Below are 23,415 nucleotides of genomic sequence, written 5' to 3' on the forward strand. Positions count from 1 at the left end.
CGGGAGGATCACTCGGCAGGGGCGAGGGCGGACCGGCCCCTGGCGGAGAGATAGGTGAGTGCAGTGGCCCCGAGGCCGATCAGGGCCATCAAGGCCGCGGCGAGCGGAACGCGGGTGAGATCGAAGCCGGCGTCGATGACCAGGCCGCCCACCCAGGCGCCGAGCGCATTGCCGGTATTGAAGGCGCCAATGTTGATCGTCGAGACGAGGTTTGGTGCGTCCTTGCCGAAGCCGACGACGCCGACCTGAAGCGCCGGTACGGCGGCAAAGCTTGCCATTGCCCAAAGGAAGAGGGTGATTTCGGCCGGGATGAAGAAGCGGCTCGTATAGCTGAAGGCGATCGAAGTGATGGCGATCGCGGCGAAGACGCCGGCAAGCGTTGCGCCGAGCCGCCAGTCGGCAAGCTTGCCGCCGACGAGGTTGCCGATGGTCAGCCCGATGCCGATCAGGAACAGCGTCCAGGTGACGCCTTCCGGTGACACGCCGGTGACGTCGCGCAGCAGCGGCGCGATATAGGTAAAGAGGGCGAACATCGAGGCGGCGAAGAAGACGGTCGTGGAGAGCGCCAGCCACAGGCGGCCACTCCTGAGTGCTGCGATCTCGCGCAGGATGCTGCCGTTTTCCTGCTGCTTGTCCCTGGGCAGGATGGCGATCAGGCCTGATATGGTGACGATACCGATGACGGTGACGACGCCGAAGGTGGCGCGCCAGCCATAGGCCTGGCCGATCGCAGTGCCGAGCGGCACGCCGAGAACATTGGCAAGTGTCAGGCCGGTAAACATCAGCGCGACGGCGCGGGCCTTGCGATCTTCGGCAACGAGGCCGGCGGCGACCACCGAGCCGATGCCGAAGAATGCGCCGTGGCAAAGAGCTGTCACGACACGGGCGATCATCAGCACCCAGTAGTCGCTCGCCAGAGCGCAAAGCAGGTTGCCGGCGATGAAGAAGGCCATCAGCGCAATCAGGGCGGTGCGGCGCCTCAGCTTCGCAGTCGAAATCGCCATCACAGGGGCGCCGATGGCGACCGCCAGGGCGTAACCGGTCACCAGCCACCCGGCCTGCGGGATGCTGACTGAGAGATCGGCGGCGACCTCCGGCAACAGACCCATGATGACGAATTCGGTGGTGCCTATCGCAAACGAGCTCAAGGCTAGAACGAGGAGGGCGAGGGGCATTCTAAAGGTCCTGCGTCAGTTGCTTGAGGAAGGCGGCGATGGTTTCTTCGTTGCGCTTGTAAAAGATCCACTGGCCGACGCGTTTGGTGGTGACGAGGCCTGCACGATGCAGCGTCCCGAGATGGGCCGAGACCGTCGACTGCGACAGGCCGCAGCGCTCGAACTGGCTGGCGCAGACGCCCATTTCGAAAGGATGCTCCTGCGAGGGGAAATGCTCCTCGGGACTTTTCAGCCAGTTCAAAATGTCCATCCGGGTGGGATGGGCGAGCGCCTTGATAATTTCGTCTTTGTCCATCGTCGTTCGCCGAACTATAAATCGTCTCTGACCGATATATCGATCGTCAGGCTTCGATATGCAAATCACGGAGGCGTGAGGCGATGGATTTTATTGAATGAGCAAATTTTGGGCAAAAAAAGAGGGCCACCGGAAAACCAGGGCCCTTATAATTGTGAAGGTCAAAAAACCTCCAGAGGGGAACAGCTAATGCGGTGGTACTGGGAGAGAAACCACAAGATGCATCAGCTGAGAGGGATATGGTGCTTCCTTGAGCAGGTTTCAATGCTTTTTTGTGCATGTCTGCTATGCGCCGCACAAATTTTTTGCGGTGCGGCATTACGCTGAGGAAGAAAGGCAAAAAAAGAGGGCCACTGGAAAACCAGGGCCCTTATAAGTGTGAAGGTCAAAAACCTCCAGAGGGGAACAGCTAATGCGGTGGAACTGGGAGGAAAAGCCACCATGTGCATCAGCTATAAGCGATATGGTGGTTTATTGGGCAAACGGCAACCCTCATTTGTGCATGCCAGTCATGCACGTTCTGCATAGTCGGCAATTCATCAATAAAACCGGGCTCAAAAGTTCCAGTTTCTGGCCTTGCTGACGATAAAATCGCGGAAGGCCTTCAGTTTGGCGGCGTTCTTGATCTCGTCGGGATAGCAGAAATAGGTGTCGAAGGAAGGGACGTCGGCATTGATTGCCAGCTGAATCAAGCCTGGGTCGCGGCCGACGATGTAATCCGGCAGGCAGGCGACGCCGATGCCGAGCAGGGCGGCGCGCTTGATCGAGGTCTGGCTGTTGATCTGCAGATGCGGAATACGCTTGTTGTCGGACGAGCGGCCGGCGACCTCAAGCCAGTTGACATCGAGCAGGTAACTCGGTGCCGGCTCGCCGAAGGTGATGATGCGGTGATTGTCGAGATCCTCGACCTTCTGCGGCTCGCCGTGGCGATTGATGTAGGACGGGGCCGCATAGACGTGCATGTGCACGGTGAAGAGTTTGCGCTGGATGAGGTCGGATTGCTGTGGCTGGCGCAGGCGGATCGCGCAGTCGGCATGACGCATGTTCACATCCACTTCCTCATTGTCGAGGATCAGCTGGATCTGCACATCGGGATAGAGCTGCAGGAATTCCTGGATCTTGTCGGTCAGCCAGCCCTGGCCGAGGCCGACCGTCGTGGTGACGCGCAGCTTGCCGGATGGCGTCTCGGTCGTCTCGGTGAGCTGCATCTTCACGGTTTCGAGCTTCAGCAGCACGTCATGGGCGGTGCGGTAAAGCAGCTCGCCCTGTTCCGTCAGAATCAGGCCGCGTGCATGGCGGTGAAACAGCTTGGTGCCGACATCCTGCTCCAGCGCGCTGACCTGGCGGCTGATGGCGGATTGGGACAGATGCAGTTTATCCGCCGCATGCGTGAACGAACCCGCCTCGGCAGCTGCGTGAAAAATACGCAGCTTGTCCCAATCCAATGGCATTCCCCCACCCCTCATGCCGATCTTACTCCGCGGCCACGGCGACGGGCATGTGGCCCGTCAGATATCGCTCGGCTTCAAGTGCAGCCATGCACCCCAGCCCGGCGGCAGTGATCGCCTGGCGGAACGTATCATCCGTCACATCGCCCGCGGCATAGACGCCGTCCAGGCTCGTCGCAGTCGAATCCGGCGCGGTCCAGAGATAACCATTATCCTTCAGCTTCAGCTTGTCCTTGAAGAGCTCGGTGGCGGGCGCATGGCCGATAGCGACGAAGACGCCATCGATCACCATCTCGGTGATCGTGCCGGTTCTGACGTCGCGCAGGCGCGCCCCGGATACGGATTGCGGCATCGGCGGCTTGGCCGGCGTGCCGGTAATCTCAGCCACTTCGGTATTCCATAGAACCTTGATATTGTCCTTGGAGAACAGGCGTTCCTGCAGGATCTTCTCGGCTCGGAAGAAGTCGCGGCGGTGCACTAACGTGACCGACTTGGCGATGTTGGAGAGATAGAGCGCCTCCTCGACGGCGCTGTTGCCGCCGCCAACCACGATCACATCCTTGTTGCGATAGAAGAAACCGTCGCAAGTGGCGCAGGCCGAAACGCCGAAGCCCTGGAAATGCTGCTCGCTCTCGATGCCGAGCCATTTGGCCTTGGCGCCGGTGGCAATGATCAGCGTATCGGCGGTCCAGACCTGGCCGCTGTCGGTGCGGGCGACGAAGGGGCGCTGGTTCAGGTCGACTTCGGTCACGAGGTCGTTGACGATCTCAGCGCCGACATGTTTTGCCTGCTGCAGCATCTGTTCCATCAACCAGGGACCCTGGATCGGATCGGCAAAGCCCGGATAGTTCTCGACATCGGTGGTGATCATCAACTGGCCGCCCTGTTCGAGACCGGCGATCAAAACCGGTTTCAGCATGGCGCGCGCGGCATAGACCGCGGCAGTATAGCCTGCAGGTCCGGAACCGATGATGAGCACCTTGGTATGGCGGGCGGGCATGTCATTTCCTTTCGACTGGCAGGAGGGCGGCGGCTAGATAGCGATTGCGGCCGTTTCGCGTCCCTGCGCCATTTATGAACGTCCAATGCTTTTATTCAAGGGCAGCCTTGCGTTACCAACAAGGCAAATCGCCCGATGTGCAAGAATCCGTCATCGGCGTGAAACTTTCTTGCGTATTCCGCGGCTTTATATAGAAGCTCCCCGCGGAGAATTAAAGAAAGGCAATGATGTGGGTCGTGCGGAACTCGACGTCATCGATATAAAGATCCTCCGGGAGCTGCAGGCCGATGGCCGCATGACCAATGTGGAGCTTGCCGATCGGGTCGGCATCTCGGCGCCGCCTTGCCTGCGCCGGGTGCGCAAGCTCGAGGAAGCCGGCATCATCGAGGGCTATCACGCGATGCTGAACAGCCCGAAGCTCGGCTTCGACCTCGTCGCTTTCTGCATGGTCGGCCTCAAGCACCAGTCGGAAGGCAATCTCAAGGCCTTCGCCGCCGCCACCGCCGAATGGCCGCTGGTGCGCCAAGCCTGGATGGTCTCCGGCGACAGCGATTTCCTGCTGCATTGCGTGGCGGAGAACCTCACACGTTTCCAGGATTTCGTCATTGAGGTACTGACGGCGAACGAACATGTCGATACCGTGCGCACCATGTTGACGATCCGGCAGGTGAAGAAGCTGGGACTGGTGGAGGTCTAACACCACCTCGGTAGAGCAAACGCCATCGCCAATTACTTGCGTGATATATAGCCTCCCCGATTTATTCCGTGGCGCTGGAGTTTGTCGTAAAACGTCTTTCTCGGAATGCCGAGCGCCTCGATGGTGCGGCGGACGTCGCCGCCATTGGCCGACAGCGCGTCGCGAATGATCTCCGCCTCGTAGCGCTCCAGCCGTTCGGGAAGCGTCGCATCCGTCGGCTGCGGAGCGACCGCTGCCGTTCCTCCGCCTTCCACGCCAAGCACCACGCGTTCGGCATAATGCGAGAGTTCGCGGACATTGCCCGGCCATGGGTGCGAGGCGAGATGCCGCCGCACATCCGGTGAAAGCGGCGGGACATCGCGACGGAAGCGCTCGGCGGCGCGAGCGGCGAAGTGGGAAAACAGCAGCGGAATATCGTCGCGGCGTTCTCTCAGCGGCGGAATGGAGATCGTCACGACATTCAGCCTGTAATAGAGATCCTCACGAAAATCGCCGCGCACCGCGGGATCCCCAAGGTCGATCTTGGCCGCCGCGACGACGCGAAGATCGACCGGACGCACCTCATTGGTGCCAAGCGGCGTGATCTCACGCATCTCCAGCACCCTCAGCATCTTGACCTGGGTGGCGGCCGGCATGCTTTCGATCTCGTCGAGGAAAAGCGTGCCGCCGCTTGCATGTTCGATGCGGCCCGTGCGGCGCTTCTGGGCGCCGGTAAAGGCGCCGGCCTCGTGGCCGAACAGTTCGCTTTCGATGACGGTTTCGGGCAGGGCGCCACAGTTTAGCGCCACGAAATTGCCCTTCCTGCGGTGGCTCCACTGATGCAAGAGCTGGGCAACCACTTCCTTGCCGCTGCCCGTTTCGCCGGCGACGAGCACGTCCACATCGGTATCGGCGATATGGCGAAGAATCTTTCTGAGGTTTTCCATGACAGGCGTCTGGCCGATCAGCGGCAAATTCTCCTGCGCATCTTCGGCTGCCTTCCGCAGCATGCGGTTCTCCAGAACAAGCCGCCGCTTCTCGCTTGCGCGACGCACGCTCTGGACCAGCCGATCGGCTGCGAAGGGCTTGGCGATGAAATCATAGGCGCCGTCCTGGATCGCCTGAACGGCCATGGGAATGTCGCCGTGGCCGGTCATCAAGATCACCGGCAGGTCGACATCCATGCCCTGAAGCGTGGCGAAGAGCTGCAGTCCGTCGATCTCCGGCATGCGGATATCGGTGACGACGGGGCCGGCAAAGTCCGCCGGCAGATCCGCCAGCGCGGCTTTCGCACCGTCATAGGCGGAAACGGAAAATCCGGCGAGTTCGAGCGTCTGGGCGGTGGCGCGGCGAAGGTCCTTGTCGTCGTCGATCAGCGCAACAGGCATCAGTGTGTTCATGACCTCAAGCCTTCCTCAGCTGAACGATGAACCGGGTACCGCCGCTGTCGCTTAAAACCTCCATCCGGCCGCCATAGTCGCCGATGATATCCTTGGAGATCACCAGGCCGAGGCCGAGGCCGCTTTCCTTCGAGGTGTTGAACGGCGTGAACAAGCCCTTGCGGATTTCCGGCGGGATGCCGGGACCGTTGTCGGCGACCGTCACCGTTATCATCCCTGCATCGGTGGATGTTCTGACCTCGACGCGACCCTCTCCGGCCTTCGGCGCCACCGCCTCGAGGGCGTTTTGAAGCAGGTTGATGAGCACCTGCTCGAGACGAATCCGGTTTCCCATCACCTGCAGTTCGTCGGGCGGCAGGTCGATGTCGAGCGTATCCATGCGGCCGGCAAACCGGCTGCGCAACAGCATCACCGCGCCCTCGATGACGTCCTTCAATCCGGTTGGTTCGGCGCTGCCGCGGCCTTTGCGGGCAAAGGTCTTCAGCTCCTCGGTGATCGAACCTATGCGCTCCGTTAGCGCCGCGATGCTTTCGAGATTTTCGCCGGCAGGCGCCGTCTGGCCGCGATCGAGGAAGGTGCGGGCGTTATCGGCATAGGCACGAATGGTCGCGACCGGCTGGTTGATCTCATGGGCAACGCCGGCGGCCACCTGACCCAGGATGGCCAGCCGGTTGGCCTGCACCAGATCCTGTTGCACGGCCTGCAATTTCTGCTCCGTGCTCTTGTGGCCGATGATTTCAGCCTGCAGCCGGTCCCGCGCCTGGCTGAGATCCAGCGTCCGCTCGGCGACGCGCCGTTCCAGTTCCTCCCGCGCCTGCTGTTCGCTGGAGATCCGCAGGGTGATCACATGGCGGCGGCGCAAGAGGAAGGCTGCTCCGGCCAGTAGCGGCAGGAGTATCAGCAATGCCAGCATGCGGGCTTCACGAATCCCCGCATCGACGGATGGTCCGAGTGCGACGAGATGCTGCAAATGCCAGCCGGTCGCCGGCACCGACGTTGCGACATCGAGAAACCTGGTTTTCCCGGCATCGCCGGGCATGACGATCGCGACGACATCGAGCCCGTCACCGAGGTTTCGGACCATGTCGAGCGGCAGGGGTTGAAGCGGCGCATCGCCGAATTGAAGGCTTTCGCGGATCGCCGTCAGCCGGTCTTCGGCGATCCGGCCGATCGTCATGAACCGCCAAGACGGAATACTGGTGATGAGGACAATGCCGCGCTCGTCAACGACATAGGAAGGGGTGCCCGAGGCATTCCAATCCGCCTCGACGTCGTCGAATTCGACCTTGATCACGACGACGCCCAGCAGGCCACTGCTGCCCGAAATCCGCTGGGAGATATAGAGGCCCGGCTTCTTGCTGACCGTGCCGAGCGCGAAGTGCTCGGCCTGTCCTCGGTCGACCGCCCCCTGAAAATACTCGCGGAAACGATAGTCGTTGCCGACGAAACTCGTCGGCTCGCGCCAGTTGCTGGCCGAAACCGCCATGCCGTCCTTGTCGATGACATAGATGACGGCGGCCTTCGTGCCCGCCGCCAAATTTTCCAGCTTCTGACTGAGCCGCTCGAACGCGCCGGCATCGTTTCCTGCTAGTGCGGCGGCGAGTGCCGCGTCCTGCGACAGCACGAAGGGAAGCGCCCGATATTTTTCGAGAACCGTGCGCAGCAATGCAGCATTCAGCCTCGCATCCATGCGGGCCTGTTCCTCGAGAGCAGCCTCCGCCCGGTGCCGACCGATCTCGCCGCTGGCCCAAAGGCTTGCGACGACAGCGAGGAGGGCGAGCACGGCATAGACCCACCACATCCGCCGGATGCGGTGCTTCAGGGGCAGGGAAGGCCACAATTTCTGCGACACGGACATGGCGGATTTGTGCATTTTTCTGCACGAAACGCAAATGGATTTGTGCGGATTTCCGCATTGCTTAATGAGGCATCAGAAGCTCCGTAATTTTTTTTATAATGAATTCAATATGTTACTTTGTCGGTGCAAAACTGGCACGGCGATTGCGAAGAACGTGGCAACAACGGCTGAGCTGTTGGACTTTAAGCGAACGGCTCGGGAGGCCGGAGTTCGTTCCGGACGAGCCATTAGGAGGACATCATGATCGCAGCATCACTCGACGCAGTCGCAGGCAGCAAGGGCAAGAAGCCCTTTTATACCCATCTATACGTTCAGGTTCTCGCCGCCATCGCCGCCGGTATCCTGCTCGGGCATTTCTATCCCGAATTCGGCACCCAGCTGAAGCCGCTCGGCGATGCCTTCATCAAGCTCGTCAAGATGATCATCGCGCCGGTCATCTTTCTCACGGTTGCGACCGGCATTGCCGGCATGAGCGATCTGCAGAAGGTCGGCCGCGTCGCTGGCAAGGCAATGCTCTATTTCCTGACATTCTCGACATTGGCGCTCATCATTGGCCTGATCGTCGCCAATGTCGTTCAGCCCGGCGCCGGCATGAACATCGATCCGGCCTCGCTGGATCCGGCCGCCGTTGCCACTTTTGCCGCGAAAGCGCATGAGCAGAGCATCGTTGGCTTCCTGACCAACATCATTCCGACGACGATTGTCGGCGCTTTTGCCGATGGCGACATTCTGCAGGTGTTGTTCTTCTCGGTGCTCTTCGGCATCGCACTCGCCATGGTCGGCGAAAAGAGCGAACCGGTCGTCAACTTCCTCAATGCCCTGACGGCGCCCGTGTTCAAGCTCGTCGCCATCCTCATGAAGGCTGCCCCGATCGGCGCCTTCGGCGCCATGGCATTCACCATCGGCAAGTACGGCGTCGGGTCGATCGCCAACCTCGCCATGCTGATCGGCACCTTCTACGTCACGTCTCTGCTCTTCGTCTTCATCGTTCTCGGCGCAGTCGCCCGCTACAACGGCTTCTCGATCGTGGCGCTGCTGCGCTACATCAAGGAAGAGCTGCTGCTGGTCCTCGGTACCTCGTCTTCGGAGGCAGCACTTCCGGGACTGATGAACAAGATGGAAAAGGCCGGCTGCAAGCGCTCGGTCGTCGGCCTCGTCATCCCCACAGGTTATTCCTTCAATCTTGACGGCACCAATATCTACATGACGCTGGCAGCGCTGTTCATTGCCCAGGCAACCGGCATTCAGCTTTCCTGGGGTGACCAGATCCTGCTGCTGCTGGTGGCGATGCTGAGCTCCAAGGGTGCCGCAGGCATCACCGGCGCCGGTTTCATCACGCTTGCCGCGACGCTCTCCGTGGTGCCATCCGTGCCTGTCGCCGGCATGGCGCTCATCCTCGGCATCGACCGCTTCATGTCGGAATGCCGGGCACTGACCAACCTCGTCGGCAATGCGGTTGCGACGATCGTCGTGGCACGTTGGGAAAACGAGCTGGACACGGTGCAGCTCGCCGCCGCACTGGGCGGCCAGACCGGCGAGAGTGCTCCCGCCGCCGGGCTTCAGCCGGCTGAATAACTGACCGCACTGTCCCGCAGTCCTAAAATTCCTGAAACGGCCCGCTATCCGGCGGGCCGTTTTTCTTTTCCGCTTTAGCCGCGGTTGCCGCCGAGAAGGCTGTTGTAAACGGCGCCGATCGCACTTGCTTCCTTCTCCAGCGCAAAATTCGCCCTGACATGTCGCAGCGCATTCTCGCCATGCGCGATCGCCAGAGCGGGATCTGCGATATAGGGCGCGATTGCCCGCGTCAGCGCCTCGCCATCGCCGCCAGCGACGACCGAGCCCGTCTCACCCGTCACGATGAGCTCGGCATAGGCGCCGGCGTCCGATGCCACCACCGCCGTGCGCGAGGCCATGGCTTCGAGCGGCGTCAGGCCGAAACCCTCGTTGCGGGAAGGGGCGACGTAAAGCGTCAGGCGGCGATACCAGACTTTGATGTCAGGCACTTCGCCGAGGAAGAGGATACGGTCGCTGAGCCCGGCGGCCGCGACATCCGTTTTAAGTTTGTCGCCAAATGTCGTGTGCTCAGCCGTCACCCGGCCGGAGACGACCGCCGTCCACTCGGGGTGCTGCGGCAGCAGTTCGATCATCGCCTGGACGAAAAGATCGGTGCCCTTCTGATGGCGCACGCGGCCGAAGCAGCCGATGAGATGGCGGCCCGGCAGGCCGGTGGCGGCGATGCCGTCCTCCGCAGTTTCCGGCGGATGGAACAAGGCAAGATCGACGCCGTGCTGGATCACCGCGTGCGGCACGTCGAGGAACGAGCCGGATCGATCGCTGGTCGCGATGACGGCGTCCATGCGACGGATCAGCCATTTCGTATAGGCGGTGTGGCGGCGTTGCGCGGCCGAGGTGAAGAGAAGCTTCAGCGGCATACGCAACAGATGGCGCAGCAGGATGCCGACGGCCATCTCGTTGTTGCGGCGGGCGTGCCAGACACGCTGGCGCCGGCGCGCCGGCGGGCGCCAGAGGCCGAGGAGCTGCCGTCCCTTAAGTTTCGGCAGGTCCTCCGGCAGGCCGGGGCCGAGTGTCGCGATCTTGATGCCGAGCCGTATCTGGCACGGGATGAGCTGGACGATGGTCGACGTGACGCCGGAGAGCCGGCGCTTGAAATTGGGCGCGATGATCTCGACGTCACGAATATCCGGCAAGGGAGGGTCTCGCGGCTGGCGGGCGATCAGCCCCAGGAAACCTGAAGGATTTCGTAGGCCTTGGAGCCGCCGGGCGCATTGACCTCGATGGAATCGCCGACTTCCTTGCCGATCAGAGCACGGGCGATCGGCGAAGAGATGGAGATGCGGCCGGCCTTGACGTCGGCTTCCTGGTCGCCGACGATCTGGTAGGTCTTTTCTTCGTCGGTGTCCTCGTCGATGAGCTTCACCTTGGCGCCGAACTTGATCTTGTCGCCCGACATCTTGGTGAGGTCGATGACCTCGGCGCGCGCCGTCAGGTCTTCCAGCTCGCTGATGCGGCCTTCATTATGGCTCTGAGCTTCCTTGGCGGCGTGGTATTCGGCGTTTTCGGAAAGGTCGCCATGGGCACGGGCTTCGGCGATCGCCTCGATGATTCGAGGGCGCTCCTCCTGCTGACGCCAGCGCAGCTCTTCCTGCAGCTTGACGAAACCGCCCGGTGTCATCGGTACCTTTTCAACCATTTTTCTGTCCTTCAATCCTCGTATCCGCACAATCAGCGGCGAACACAAAAGAAAACAGGTCCCGAAGGGGAGCTTCGGAACCGTGCCACAATCTTAGTCGGACGCTTATAGCAGATCGCCAAGGCCGATTTCCAGAAAATTCGCATAAAAGAAACGCGGCCCGCCCCGATATCGGGAGGTGCGGCTTGAAAATGGGCAGAAATCACATCGCCTTGATTGACTCTACCTATAAGAACATATAGTGAACATACTAATGAAGAAGTCGCTCACAGAACGCTTGGCCATCCTTTCCGATGCCGCGAAATATGACGCTTCCTGCGCTTCCAGCGGCACGGTGAAACGTGATTCCCGGGGAAGCGGCGGGCTCGGTTCGACCGAGGGATCCGGCATCTGTCATGCCTATGCCCCGGACGGGCGGTGCATTTCGCTTCTGAAAATACTGCTGACCAATTTCTGCGTCTACGACTGTGCCTATTGCGTCAATCGCTCGTCGAGCAATGTCGAACGGGCGCGCTTTACACCGGAGGAGGTCATCTGGCTGACACTGGAATTCTACCGCCGCAACTATATCGAAGGGCTGTTCCTTTCCTCTGGCATCATTCGGTCGTCCGATTACACGATGGAAGAGATGGTCCGCATCGTTCGCGAACTGCGTGTGAGCCACAATTTCCGCGGCTATATCCATCTGAAGTCTATCCCTGAGGCCTCACCGCGTCTGATCGAGGAAGCGGGGCTTCATGCAGACAGGCTGTCGCTGAATATCGAATTGCCGACGGATAACGGCATCACACGCTTTGCACCGGAAAAGCAGCCTGCCAATATCAGGCGATCGATGGGGGATCTGAGGCTGAAGATCGAGGCCGCGGGCGAACCGACGCTCAGGACGAAGAAGCGTCAGCGTTTTGTGCCGGCCGGTCAGAGCACGCAAATGATCGTCGGCGCCGATGGCGCGAACGACGCAACGATCCTTGCGACCAGCGGCCGGCTTTACAGCAGCTACGGCCTGAAGCGCGTCTATTATTCCGCCTTCAGCCCGATCCCGGACTCGTCGAAAAATCTGCCGCTAATCAAGCCGCCGTTGATGCGCGAGCACCGGCTCTATCAGGCCGACTGGCTCTATCGATTCTACGGTTTCGGCATCGACGAGATCACCGCGAACCAGGCGGGAGGCATGCTCGATCTCAGCCTCGATCCCAAACTTGCCTGGGCGCTCGCCAACCGGGCCGAATTTCCCGTCGATATCAACAAGGCCGAGCGCGAGCGGTTGCTGCGTGTGCCCGGTCTCGGCACCAAGACAGTCAAATCGATCGTTTCGGCGCGGCGTTTTCGCCGGTTGCGGCTCGACGATCTCCAGCGGCTCGGCGTTTCGATCAAGAAGGTTCAGTCCTTCATCTCGGCGGAAGGCTGGTCGCCGCGCCGATTGATCGACCGCCCCGACCTTCGCGCTATGTTCGAACCGCAACCCGAACAATTGTCGTTGCTGTGATGCGCCGGGTCGTGCTGGCAGGACGCGGGGAGCTTGCCGAATGGCGTGACGCCGCGCGCGCCTTCGCGGTCGCCGGCATCCTGCCGGAGGAGATCGAGTGGCGCGAAAAACGCGCTGAGCCGGGTTTTGCGTTTCAACACGACGCCATGCCGCCTGCGTCTGCCGCAGCACGCAAGCCGATGACAGTGCCGCCCACCTTCATCGAGCTGGCAGAGACAGTTCTCTGCCATTCCGACCCGGCGCGCTTTTCCCTGCTTTACCGTCTGCTCTGGCGGCTGCAACTCGACCGGCAATTGCTTGAAGTGACCTCCGACGAGGACGTCGCCCGTGCCAGGCTGATGGCGAAAAACGTTCGGCGCGACGCGCACAAGATGACGGCCTTCGTCCGCTTCAAGGAGGTTGGTGCGGTGTCGGCAGGCCGTCGAAAATTCCTCGCCTGGTTCGAGCCGGATCACCATATCGTCAGGCGCACAGCGCCCTTCTTCCAACGGCGGTTCACCGACATGGACTGGCTGATTGCGACGCCCAAGGGGTCGGCCGCCTGGGACGGCGAGCGGCTGACGATGAGCGACGAACCGTGCGAAAAACCCAATCTCACCGATGCTACCGATGACCTTTGGCGCACCTACTACGCCAGCATTTTCAATCCGGCGCGGTTGAAGCTGAAGGCGATGCAGGCGGAGATGCCGAAAAAATACTGGAAGAATCTGCCGGAAGCCGATCTCATCCCTGGGCTGATCGCATCGGCGGAGAGCAAGGTGCGGGCCATGGCCGCACGGGAGGCGACCCAGTCGTTGCCTTTTCACGATCGCCTGCAGGAAGCCGCGCGCAGCATTCCAGCTGAACCCGAAGCGCCGGCGGGCACGCTGGAAGCACTGCGAGCGGAAGCTGCCGCCTGCACCCGCTGCCCGCTTCATGCAAAGGCCACGCAAACCGTTTTCGGTGAGGGACCGGGCGATGCAGAGGTGATGTTCGTCGGCGAGCAGCCGGGCGACCAAGAGGATATATCAGGGCGCCCCTTCGTCGGTCCCGCCGGCAGGCTGCTGGACCAGGTGATCACTGAAGCGGGCATCGACCGCTCGACGCTTTACGTCACCAATGCCGTCAAGCATTTCAAATATGAGCCGCGCGGCAAGCGTCGCATCCATCAGAAGCCCAATATGGGAGAGGTGAAGCATTGCCGCTGGTGGCTCGATCTGGAGATGGCGCTGGTCAAGCCGAAGCTGGTCGTTGCCATGGGGGCGACGGCGCTTGCAGCGCTGACCGATACGAAGCAGCGGCTGCAGGATGTCAGGGGCAAGGCGATCGCGATCGACGAAAGGCGCACGCTCTTCGTGACAGTGCATCCGTCTTATCTGCTGCGTATTCCCGATGAGCAGTTGAAAGCGGATGAGCTGGCACGATTTCGCGAAGATATGCTGACAGTTCAGCGCCTTATGCTGGCAGTTGCATAAACTGATTCAGAAGTCGCCGGTGATGCCCAATGGCAAGGCTGGTACCATCGCTGATCGAGCGATGGCGTTCCGTATCTCAGGCGAAATAGCTCTGCAGCGGTCGCACTTCGAGATTGCCTGCCTTCAGCGCCTTGATCGCCTGGGCGGCGGCCTCGGCGCCTGCCATGGTCGTGTAGTAGGGCACCTTCTGCATCAGCGTCGCACGGCGCAGCGACTTGGAGTCCGAGATCGCCTTGTTGCCATCGGTGGTGTTGATGACGAGCTGGACCTGGCGGTTGCGGATCGCGTCCTCGATGTGCGGGCGGCCTTCGAGCACCTTGTTGATCTTGGTGGCGGTGATACCGTTTTCGGCGAGGAAGCGGGCGGTGCCGCCGGTCGCCAGCACTTTGAAGCCCTGCTCGACGAGGATGCGGATCGCCGGCAACACGCGCGGCTTGTCCGCGTCGCGGACGGAGACAAAGACCGTCCCGTCACGCGGCAGCTCGACGCCGGCGCCGAGCTGCGACTTGGCAAAGGCCAGCGCAAAATCGGTATCGAGGCCGATGACTTCACCCGTCGAGCGCATTTCCGGGCCGAGCAGCGTGTCGACGCCGGGGAAACGGGCGAAGGGGAAGACGGCTTCCTTGACGGCGATGTGCTTCAGCTTGCGCGGATCGGGCTTTTGCCCATAGGCGGCGAAGGTCGCATCGAGTTTCTCGCCGGCCATGACGCGGGCGGCGATCTTGGCAATTGGCGCACCGATGGTCTTGGCGACGAAAGGCACGGTGCGCGAGGCGCGCGGATTGACTTCGAGCACGTAGACGACATCGTCCTTGATGGCGAACTGGACGTTCATCAGGCCGCCGACATTGAGGGCTTTGGCCATGGCCTTGGCCTGGCGCTCCAGCTCGTCGAGCATCTCGTTGGAGAGCGTGCGCGGTGGCAGCGAGCAGGCGCTGTCGCCGGAATGGATGCCGGCTTCCTCGATATGCTCCATGATGCCGGCGACATAGACGTCGGTGCCGTCCGAGAGGCAGTCGACATCGACTTCGATGGCGTGGCTGAGATAGCTGTCGAAGAGCAGCGGGTTCTTGCCGAGCAAAGTGTTGATCTGGCCGGTCTTGTCGTTGGGATAGCGCTGCTTGATGTCCTCAGGTACCAGTTCAGGCACGGTATCGAGCAGGTAGCTCTGCAGCTGGCCTTCCGAATGAAGGATCTGCATGGCGCGGCCGCCGAGCACGTAAGAGGGACGCACGACCAGCGGGAAGCCGATTTCGGTGGCGACCATGCGGGCCTGCTCGACCGAATAGGCGATACCGTTGTTCGGCTGGTTGAGGTCGAGCTTCATCAACAGCTTCTGGAAGCGGTCGCGGTCCTCGGCAAGGTCGATCATGTCAGGTGCAGTGCCGAGGATCGGGATGCCGTTCTTTTCCAGCGCCTCGGCAAGCTTCAGCGGCGTCTGGCCGCCGAACTGGACGATGACGCCGACGACTTCGCCCTTTTCCTGTTCTGCCCGCAGGATCTCGATCACGTCCTCGGCCGTCAGCGGCTCGAAATAGAGACGGTCCGACGTATCGTAATCGGTCGAGACGGTTTCCGGATTGCAGTTGATCATGATCGCTTCATAACCCGCATCCTTCAACGCGAAGGCAGCGTGGCAGCAGCAATAGTCGAACTCGATGCCCTGGCCGATACGGTTCGGACCGCCGCCGAGGATGACGACCTTCTTGCGGTCGGACACTTCAGCCTCGGAGCGGGCGGCGCCGACGAAAGGCGTCTCATAGGTCGAATACATGTAGGCGGTCGGCGACGCGAATTCGGCCGCACAGGTATCGATGCGCTTGAAGACGGGGCGGACGTTCAGGCTGTTGCGGAATTCGGCGACTTCCTTCGGGCGCTTGCCGGTCAGCGTCGCCAGGCGCGCGTCGGAAAAGCCCATGGCCTTCAACATGCGCAGGTTGGCGGCATCATCCGGCAGGCCGTGCTCGCGGATCCGGGCTTCCATCTCGACGATATTCTTGAGCTCGGCGATGAACCAGGGATCGATCTTGCAGCCTTCGTGGACTTCGGCTTCGCTCATGCCCTGGCGCAGCGCCTGGGCGACCATGCGCAGGCGATCGGGCGTCGGTGTGCCGATTGCAGCGCGGATGGCGTTCTGGCTGGATTCGCCCTCTTCAAAGCCGGGGATCTCGATTTCGTCGAGGCCGGTCAGGCCGGTTTCGAGGCCGCGCAGCGCCTTCTGCAGCGATTCGGCGAAGGTGCGGCCGATCGCCATGACTTCGCCGACCGATTTCATCGCGGTCGTCAGCACCGGTGAGGCGCCGGGGAATTTTTCAAAGGCGAAACGTGGGATCTTGGTGACGACGTAGTCGATCGACGGTTCGAAGGAGGCAGGCGTTGCGCCGCCGGTGATGTCGTTATCCAGTTCGTCGAGCGTATAGCCGATCGCCAGCTTGGCGGCGATCTTGGCGATCGGGAAGCCGGTGGCCTTGGAGGCGAGCGCCGACGAGCGCGACACGCGCGGATTCATTTCGATGACGACAAGACGGCCGTCTTTTGGATTGACGGCGAACTGGACGTTCGAGCCGCCGGTCTCGACCCCGATCTCGCGCAGCACCGCGATCGAGGCGTTGCGCATGATCTGGTATTCCTTGTCCGTCAGCGTCAGCGCCGGCGCGACGGTAATCGAATCGCCGGTATGGACGCCCATCGGGTCGATGTTCTCGATCGAGCAGATGATGATGCAGTTGTCCGCCTTGTCGCGGACGACCTCCATTTCATATTCCTTCCAGCCGAGCACCGATTCCTCGACCAGCACTTCGGTGGTCGGCGAGGCATCGAGGCCGCCGCCGACGATCTCGAAGAATTCCGAGCGGTTGTAGGCGATGCCGCCGCCAGTGCCGCCGAGCGTGAAGGAGGGGCGGATGATGGCGGGCAGGCCGACATGGTCGATCGCCTGGGCGGCAATCGCCATGGCATGGCTCATATAACGCTGCTTGCGGTCGCTCTCGCCGAGGTTCCACTGGTTTTCCAGCTCGTCCAGCGCCTTGTCGAGGTCGGATCCCGAGAGGCTTTCACGCAGCTTGACGCGCTCGGCCTCGTGCGTCTTGCGGTCGAGGTCCTTGATGTCGGTGGCGTTCGCCAGCATCGAGCGCGGAGTTTCCAGCCCAATGCGGGCCATTGCTTCGCGGAACAGCGCGCGGTCCTCGGCCATGTCGATGGCGGCGGGCTTGGCGCCGATCATCTCTACATTGTAGCGGTCGAGGACGCCCATGCGCTTCAGCGAAAGCGCGGTGTTCAGCGCCGTCTGGCCGCCCATGGTCGGCAGTAGCGCATCCGGGCGCTCCTTGGCGATGATCTTGGCGACGACTTCGGGGGTGATCGGCTCGACATAGGTGGCGTCGGCAAGGCCCGGATCGGTCATGATCGTCGCCGGGTTGGAGTTGACGAGGATGACGCGGTAGCCTTCCTCTTTCAGCGCCTTGCAGGCCTGGGTGCCGGAATAATCGAACTCGCAAGCCTGGCCGATGACGATCGGTCCCGCGCCGATGATGAGGATCGATTTGATGTCTTGGCGCTTCGGCATGGGCGATATCCATTTCTAGCTGCGCAAAAAGCCGGCCAGGGTGGGAGATCACCGGGTCGGGTCGCGCATGGAGGGTCTTTTCAGGCTAGAAGCGGCTTATAGGCAAATGTATTTGCAAACGGAACCCCATAAATCGCGGAATCGACAGGAATCCAACAGGGCGCGAAGGGCTATTTCTCGTCAGACACGACCAGCGCCCGGATTTCGCCGTCACGCGTCAGATTGTTTATGGCTTCTGGTGCCTCCTCAAGTCCAATCCAACTGGATATCTGCGGCTCAAACATGATCGTGTTACAGGCGACGAGATCAGCCGGCGTGGCCGTGGGTGAAAGGTTCGAACATGCGGGGCCGCCCGTTTAATTACCGGAACAATATCGCGCCCGTAAAAGTTCTCGGCCGAGAAACTGGAGGCTGCAATGGTAGATCCTAAAGACAAAGAACCGGCAGAAGGCTCGCGGGAGACCGTGGATAAGGAGTTGGCGCGTCAAGAGGAGGGAAAGTCGCCGCCAGGCGCTGCCCACAAAGGCGCCGGACCGAAAGGAGCAGCGCAACCCCGCTCAACGAACAAGTGAGGCCACCCAGGCGTTTGTTTTCGGTGCGAGTGAAGTCGCTGGAATTCCGGCCGTCGACGGATATATAGATTGAGTGCAAGCAGGGCCTTGCCGGGGAGAGCGAAAATGGAATGGAGAGGCCGACGTCAGTCAGACAATGTCGAGGATCGCCGCGGCGGTCCCTCCGGTGGCGGTTTCGGCCGCGGCGGTGGCTTCAATTTTCCCTCCGGCGGCGGCGTTCGCCGCGCCGGCGGGGGCTTGAGCATCGGCACGATCATTTTCCTTGTCGTCATCTATTTCATCTTCAAGATGATGGGCATCGATCTGCTGCAGGTGCTCGATACCGGCGGCACGACGAGCGGCCCGGGCTATGAGCAGAGCCAGTCCGGCGGAACACGCGCGCCCGCCAATGACGAGATGACCGCCTTCATGCGCACCGTTCTTGCCGAGACCGAGGATACCTGGCAGGGCATCTTCCAGGCGCAAGGCCAGAATTACGAGGAGCCGCGTCTCGTGCTGTTCTCTGGCGCGACGGCATCGGCCTGCGGCTCCGCATCATCTGCAACAGGTCCGTTCTACTGTCCGAGCGACCACAAGCTCTATCTCGACACCGAATTCTTCCAGGAGCTTTCCGACCGCTTCGGCGCGTCAGGTGATTTCGCCGAGGCCTATGTCGTTGCCCACGAGGTCGGCCATCACGTGCAGAACCTGCTCGGCATCCTGCCGAAGTTCAACCAGGCCCGCCAGCGCATGAGCGAGGCCGACGCCAACAAGATGTCGGTGCGCGTCGAGCTGCAGGCCGATTGCTTTGCGGGCATCTGGGGCAAATATACCCAGCAGAAGGGCCTGCTCGAGTCAGGCGATCTGGAGGAAGCGCTGAACGCAGCCCAGCAAATCGGCGACGATTCGCTGCAGAAGCGGTCACAGGGTTACGTCGTCCCGGAAAGCTTCAATCACGGTACCTCGGAGCAGCGGGCCAGATGGTTCAAGCGCGGCTTCGACAGCGGCCAACTGTCGGCCTGTGATACGTTCTCGGGACCGATTTGAGGAGAGATGAAGGGCGCATGGCACAAAGCACATCGCCCTTCTATCCTTGCTTACTTCTCGCTGTCCATGTGCTGCAGCATATGCTCGGGATAACGCCCACCCGCGGCGGCGTCTTTCGGCACCGCGCGTTCGATGACGGCGAAATCGTCCGGTGACAGGTTGACCGCGCGTGAGCCGAGCGCCTCGGTCAGCCGGTCGCGGCGGCGAGCGCCGATGATCGGGACGATGTCCTTCCCCTTGGCGGCGACCCAGGCGATGGCGATCTGGGCGACAGAGACGCTCTTTGCCTCGGCAATCTCGCGCAGCTTCTCCACCAGAGCGAGGTTCTGCTCGATATTGCCTTCCTGGAAGCGCGGGCTGTAGGCGCGGAAATCGCCGGCCGTTCCGCCCTGGCCCTTCTGCCAGTGGCCGCTGATCAGGCCGCGCGAGAGCACGCCGTAGGCGGTGATCGAGATGCCGAGTTCGCGTGTCGTCGGCAGGATCTTCTCCTCGATGCCGCGCGAGATCAGCGAATATTCGATCTGCAGGTCGACGATCGGGGCGACAGCGGCGGCGCGGCGGATCGTGTCGGCGCTGACTTCTGACAGGCCGATATGCCTGACATAACCTGCCTTGACCATGTCGGCGATGGCGCCGACCGTGTCCTCGATCGGCACGTTCGGATCGAGGCGGGCGGGACGATAGATGTCGATATAGTCGACGCCGAGGCGCTGCAGCGTATAGCTGAGGAAGTTCTTCACCGCGACCGGGCGGGCGTCAATGCCGTTCCAGCCGCCGACGGGATCACGCAAGCCGCCGAACTTGACGCTGATGACGGCGTTTTCGCGCCTGCGGCCCTTCAATGCCTCGCCGATCAGCATTTCGTTATGGCCCATGCCGTAGAAATCGCCGGTGTCGAGCAGGTTGATGCCGGCATCGAGTGCGGCATGGATCGTCGCGATGCTTTCGGCGCGATCGGAGGGGCCGTACATGCCCGACATGCCCATGCAGCCGAGGCCGATGGCCGAGACATCGGGTCCGGTCTTTCCCAAACGATAGGTCTGCATTGTCTTCTCCTTCTTTTGCGCCGCGGCGCGATCGCACATCCGCGCCGGGCGTCGTCATCGATGCTGCCGTTCTATCGCTTTCGCATTCGGGCGATAATCGGAGAGTATCAAACAGGCTGTGCGGGGGAATGCACAATGAACGGTCTCTCTTGTGATCTGGATGCCGTCGCGGCGATTGCAAGAGAACGCATTGCCTGACGATCCGCTGGGCGGCTCTTGATTATCTGAAGCTGGAACGGCAACGCGCCCATTGGTTGAGGCCTCTCATAAATTTCCCGTTGCGCCTTATCAAAAACTTTGAAATGTTCACGGATTGTTTCGGGTTCTTTTCTGAGCTATGTCACTTTCTCGGCGACGAGATCGTCTTTTCAGGACCAACCGCTGTAGAGATGCCTCATGCTTGACCCGAAATTCGTTCGCCGCGGCCTTTTCCTGGTCTTCATCATCCTCTTCCTCGACATTATCGGCATCGCCATCATCATGCCGGTGCTGCCCGCCTATCTGGAGCAGCTGACCGGCGGCAGCGTCAGCGATGCGGCGATCGACGGCGGCTGGCTGATGCTCGTCTATGCCGGCATGCAATTCCTGTTCGCGCCGCTGCTCGGAAATCTCTCCGACCGTTTCGGCCGCCGGCCGATCCTTCTTCTATCGGTGCTGACCTTCGCGATCGATAATTTCATCTGCGGCATCGCCACCAGCTTCTGGATGCTGTTCGTCGGCCGCGTGCTTGCCGGCATCAGCGGCGGCAGCTTCGCCACCTGCTCGGCCTATATCGCCGATATCAGCACGGAGGAGAACCGCGCGAAGAATTTCGGGCTGATCGGCATCGCCTTCGGCGTCGGCTTCACCATCGGCCCCGTCGTTGGCGGTGTTCTCGGCGAATTCGGCCCGCGTGTGCCCTTCCTCGGCGCGGCTGCGCTGTCGCTTCTCAATTTCATCGCCGCCTGCTTCCTGCTGCCGGAAACGCTGGAGGCGAAGAACCGCCGCCGGTTCGAGTGGAAACGCGCCAATCCACTCGGCGCGTTGCGCCAGATGCGCCATTATCCCGGCATCGGCTGGGTCAGCCTCGTCATGTTCCTGTTCTTCCTGGCGCATGCCGTCTATCCCTCGGTCTGGGCGTTCGTCTCGACCTATCGCTATGGCTGGAGCGAGGGACAGATCGGTCTGTCGCTCGGCATTTACGGCATCGGTGCTGCGCTCGTCATGGGACTGGTTCTGCCGCGGATCGTGCCGGTGCTCGGCGAATGGAAGACCGCGCTTCTCGGCCTCTGCTTTTCAGCTGCAGGACTGACCGGCTATGCCTTCGCCTGGGAGGGCTGGGTGGTTTACGTCGTCATCGTCGCGACGGTCATCGAAAACGTCGCCGACCCGCCGCTGCGCAGCATCGCTGCCGGCAAGGTGCCGCCGTCGGCGCAGGGCGAGCTGCAGGGCGCGCTGACCAGCCTCAGCAGCATCACCACAATTGTCGGGCCACTGATCTTCACGCAGATGTTTTCCTATTTCACCCGGCCTGAGGCGCCCGTCACTTTTGCCGGCGCGCCGTATCTCACGGCCGCCGTGCTCATCCTTCTGGCCGCCGGGGTATTCCTCACAAGGGTTCGGGTGAGGGAGCCGGCCGAGGCGCTGGAAGCCACGGGCTGATCGATCAGAAATGGTGATGCGATGATGAATTTTTCATCATCTGCCTCATTTGGGGTAGTTCTTTGCAGGGCTTTGATCTAAGCCCGGACGATATTTCGCCGCAAGCTGCGGCGACGCATATTTCAATCACAGGACTGGTGTCATGGACACGCCGATCGACGCGCGCAGGCTTGCGCCGACAACCGATAATCGTTGGGGTGCACATTTCCGCGCCACGCTGGCGCTCGGCATTCCGCTGATCGGCGCCCAGCTCGCTCAGCTCGGCATCCACACCACCGATGTGATGATCGTCGGACGTCTCGGCGCCGAGCAGCTGGCGGCGATGGTGCTGTCGGCCCAGTTCCTCTTCACGATCCTCATCTTCGGTTCGGGCTTTGCCATCGCCGTCATTCCGCTGGTAGCGCAGGCCTATGGCCGCGGCGACCTCGTCTCGGTGCGCCGGTCGCTGCGCATGGGCCTGTGGGTGGTGATCGCATACTGGATCATCATGCAGCCGGCCTTCTTCAATGCGGAACAGATCCTGCTTTTTGCGCAGCAGAAGCCCGAGGTGGCCAAGCTCGCCCACGGCTATATCATGATCGGTCAGTTCGGCGTACTGCCGGCGCTGCTCTTCAACGTCATGCGCTCGCTTGTCAGTGCCATCGGCAAGGCAGGCGTCATCCTCAACGTCACCATCGTCACGCTGGTGATGAATGCGATCTTCGCCTATGCCCTGGTGCTAGGTCATTTCGGCTTTCCGGCAATGGGGCTGGAAGGGGCGGCGATCGTTTCGGTCGTCGTGCAGACAGCCGGCTTCCTCTTCATCCTGGCTTTCGTGCAGCGGCGGGAAGAGACGCGGCGCTACGAGATCTTCGTGCGATTCTGGAAACCCGACTGGCACGCGCTGCTGGAGGTCATCCGGCTCGGTTTCCCGATCAGCGTCACCATCCTCGCCGAGGTCAGTCTGTTCACTGTGGCCTCGCTGCTGATGGGCTATATTGGCACCATCGAGCTCGCCGCCCACGGCATAGCCCTGCAATGGGCCTCGATCGCCTTCATGATCCCACTCGGCCTCAGCCAGGCGGCAACGGTGCGCGTCGGCGTCGCGCATGGGCAGGGCGATTATCAAGGGCTGGTGCGCGGTTCGATCACCGTGCTCGTTCTCGCCTGCGCCATTTCGGCGGTGGGCTCGGTGCTCTTTGCCACCATGCCGCAATTCCTCGGTAGCTGGTTCCTCGACGTCAACTCGCCCGAGGCGCCCGAGGTGCTTGCCTATGCCGGACCGCTGATCGTCGTTGCCGGGCTTTTCCAGCTCGTCGATGGGCTGCAGGTGATTGCCAATGGATTGCTGCGCGGCCTCAAGGACGCACGCGTGCCGATGATCATGGCGTTGATCGCCTACTGGCCGATCGGCTTCTTCCTCGCCTGGGCCTTTGCCTTCCCGCTGGGTTTCGGCGGCATCGGCATCTGGTTCGGCTTCCTCGTCGGGCTGGCGGCGGCCGCCGTCATGCTCTGCGCGCGCTTCTACCTTCTTCTTCGTCGGGAGGCGGAACTGGCGCACGCCTAAGCCGGCCGCGCGCCTC

Annotated in this window: 17 protein-coding genes; 7 read left to right on the plus strand and 10 right to left on the minus strand. The window is 61.7% G+C overall.

Annotated elements, in window-relative coordinates; genetic code table 11:
• Positions 1-8: 8 nt before the first annotated feature.
• From RWK44_RS30080 to trxB, 4 genes are all read right to left on the minus strand, one after another.
• Complete coding sequence (locus RWK44_RS30080) at positions 9-1,175, minus strand: MFS transporter (protein ID WP_316029861.1); 1,167 nt, start codon at positions 1,173-1,175, stop codon at positions 9-11.
• A 1-nt stretch (position 1,176) separates the two neighbouring features.
• Positions 1,177-1,470 carry an ArsR/SmtB family transcription factor gene (locus RWK44_RS30085; RefSeq protein ID WP_168284013.1) on the minus strand — a complete coding sequence of 98 codons (294 nt, stop codon included), beginning with the start codon at positions 1,468-1,470 and terminating at the stop codon, positions 1,177-1,179.
• A 554-nt stretch (positions 1,471-2,024) separates the two neighbouring features.
• Positions 2,025-2,921 (minus strand): LysR family transcriptional regulator VtlR, encoded by an 897-nt coding sequence (locus RWK44_RS30090; RefSeq protein ID WP_018446649.1) that lies wholly within the window; start codon positions 2,919-2,921, stop codon positions 2,025-2,027.
• A gap of 22 nt (positions 2,922-2,943) precedes the next feature.
• Positions 2,944-3,918 carry a thioredoxin-disulfide reductase gene (gene trxB, locus RWK44_RS30095; RefSeq protein ID WP_316029862.1) on the minus strand — a complete coding sequence of 325 codons (975 nt, stop codon included), beginning with the start codon at positions 3,916-3,918 and terminating at the stop codon, positions 2,944-2,946.
• A gap of 229 nt (positions 3,919-4,147) precedes the next feature.
• Here trxB and RWK44_RS30100 point away from each other — a divergent pair, with 229 nt between their 5' ends.
• Positions 4,148-4,615, plus strand: a complete 468-nt coding sequence (locus tag RWK44_RS30100) for an Lrp/AsnC family transcriptional regulator (protein WP_003541645.1) — start codon at positions 4,148-4,150, stop codon at positions 4,613-4,615.
• A gap of 32 nt (positions 4,616-4,647) precedes the next feature.
• Here RWK44_RS30100 and RWK44_RS30105 read toward each other — a convergent pair whose 3' ends face one another.
• Both RWK44_RS30105 and RWK44_RS30110 read right to left on the minus strand, forming a co-directional pair.
• A complete protein-coding gene (locus RWK44_RS30105; protein WP_077978871.1) occupies positions 4,648-5,994 on the minus strand; it encodes a sigma-54-dependent transcriptional regulator in 1,347 nt (448 codons plus the stop codon).
• 4 nt (positions 5,995-5,998) lie between these two features.
• Positions 5,999-7,867, minus strand: a complete 1,869-nt coding sequence (locus RWK44_RS30110) for a sensor histidine kinase (protein ID WP_316029863.1) — start codon at positions 7,865-7,867, stop codon at positions 5,999-6,001.
• Between the two features lie 225 nt (positions 7,868-8,092).
• Between RWK44_RS30110 and RWK44_RS30115 the strand changes: the two genes are divergently transcribed.
• Entirely contained in the window at positions 8,093-9,427 is a 1,335-nt protein-coding gene (locus RWK44_RS30115) for a dicarboxylate/amino acid:cation symporter (protein ID WP_168284016.1), read from the plus strand.
• Positions 9,428-9,501: 74 nt separating this feature from the next.
• On the opposite strand, the gene RWK44_RS30120 is transcribed toward RWK44_RS30115, so the two are convergent.
• Both RWK44_RS30120 and greA read right to left on the minus strand, forming a co-directional pair.
• A complete protein-coding gene (locus RWK44_RS30120; protein ID WP_168259103.1) occupies positions 9,502-10,560 on the minus strand; it encodes a glycosyltransferase family 4 protein in 1,059 nt (352 codons plus the stop codon).
• A gap of 26 nt (positions 10,561-10,586) precedes the next feature.
• On the minus strand, positions 10,587-11,063 hold the full coding sequence (greA, locus tag RWK44_RS30125) for a transcription elongation factor GreA (protein ID WP_012758398.1): 477 nt from the start codon (positions 11,061-11,063) through the stop codon (positions 10,587-10,589).
• A gap of 253 nt (positions 11,064-11,316) precedes the next feature.
• On the opposite strand from greA, the gene RWK44_RS30130 reads away from it, so the two are divergent.
• Both RWK44_RS30130 and RWK44_RS30135 read left to right on the plus strand, forming a co-directional pair.
• Positions 11,317-12,549 carry a putative DNA modification/repair radical SAM protein gene (locus RWK44_RS30130; protein WP_221999383.1) on the plus strand — a complete coding sequence of 411 codons (1,233 nt, stop codon included), beginning with the start codon at positions 11,317-11,319 and terminating at the stop codon, positions 12,547-12,549.
• Complete coding sequence (locus RWK44_RS30135; RefSeq protein WP_168284018.1) at positions 12,549-14,003, plus strand: UdgX family uracil-DNA binding protein; 1,455 nt, start codon at positions 12,549-12,551, stop codon at positions 14,001-14,003. Before RWK44_RS30130 ends, RWK44_RS30135 begins: the two co-directional genes overlap by 1 nt.
• A gap of 76 nt (positions 14,004-14,079) precedes the next feature.
• On the opposite strand, the gene carB is transcribed toward RWK44_RS30135, so the two are convergent.
• Positions 14,080-17,568: a carbamoyl-phosphate synthase large subunit gene (gene carB / locus RWK44_RS30140; protein ID WP_131639574.1), complete on the minus strand. Its 3,489-nt coding sequence runs from the start codon at positions 17,566-17,568 to the stop codon at positions 14,080-14,082.
• A 677-nt stretch (positions 17,569-18,245) separates the two neighbouring features.
• Between carB and ypfJ the strand changes: the two genes are divergently transcribed.
• Complete coding sequence (ypfJ, locus tag RWK44_RS30145; protein WP_168257718.1) at positions 18,246-19,166, plus strand: KPN_02809 family neutral zinc metallopeptidase; 921 nt, start codon at positions 18,246-18,248, stop codon at positions 19,164-19,166.
• A 50-nt stretch (positions 19,167-19,216) separates the two neighbouring features.
• On the opposite strand, the gene RWK44_RS30150 is transcribed toward ypfJ, so the two are convergent.
• Entirely contained in the window at positions 19,217-20,212 is a 996-nt protein-coding gene (locus RWK44_RS30150; RefSeq protein ID WP_132610260.1) for an aldo/keto reductase, read from the minus strand.
• Positions 20,213-20,608: 396 nt separating this feature from the next.
• On the opposite strand from RWK44_RS30150, the gene RWK44_RS30155 reads away from it, so the two are divergent.
• Together RWK44_RS30155 and RWK44_RS30160 are read left to right on the plus strand one after the other, a co-directional pair.
• Complete coding sequence (locus RWK44_RS30155) at positions 20,609-21,853, plus strand: TCR/Tet family MFS transporter (protein ID WP_168257717.1); 1,245 nt, start codon at positions 20,609-20,611, stop codon at positions 21,851-21,853.
• A gap of 142 nt (positions 21,854-21,995) precedes the next feature.
• Positions 21,996-23,399, plus strand: coding sequence for an MATE family efflux transporter (locus RWK44_RS30160; protein WP_222040423.1), 1,404 nt, complete (start codon positions 21,996-21,998; stop codon positions 23,397-23,399).
• Positions 23,400-23,415: the final 16 nt, after the last annotated feature.

Origin of the sequence: Rhizobium sp. 25PS6 (assembly GCF_032464655.1) — a bacterium.
Lineage (GTDB): Bacteria > Pseudomonadota > Alphaproteobacteria > Rhizobiales > Rhizobiaceae > Rhizobium > Rhizobium laguerreae.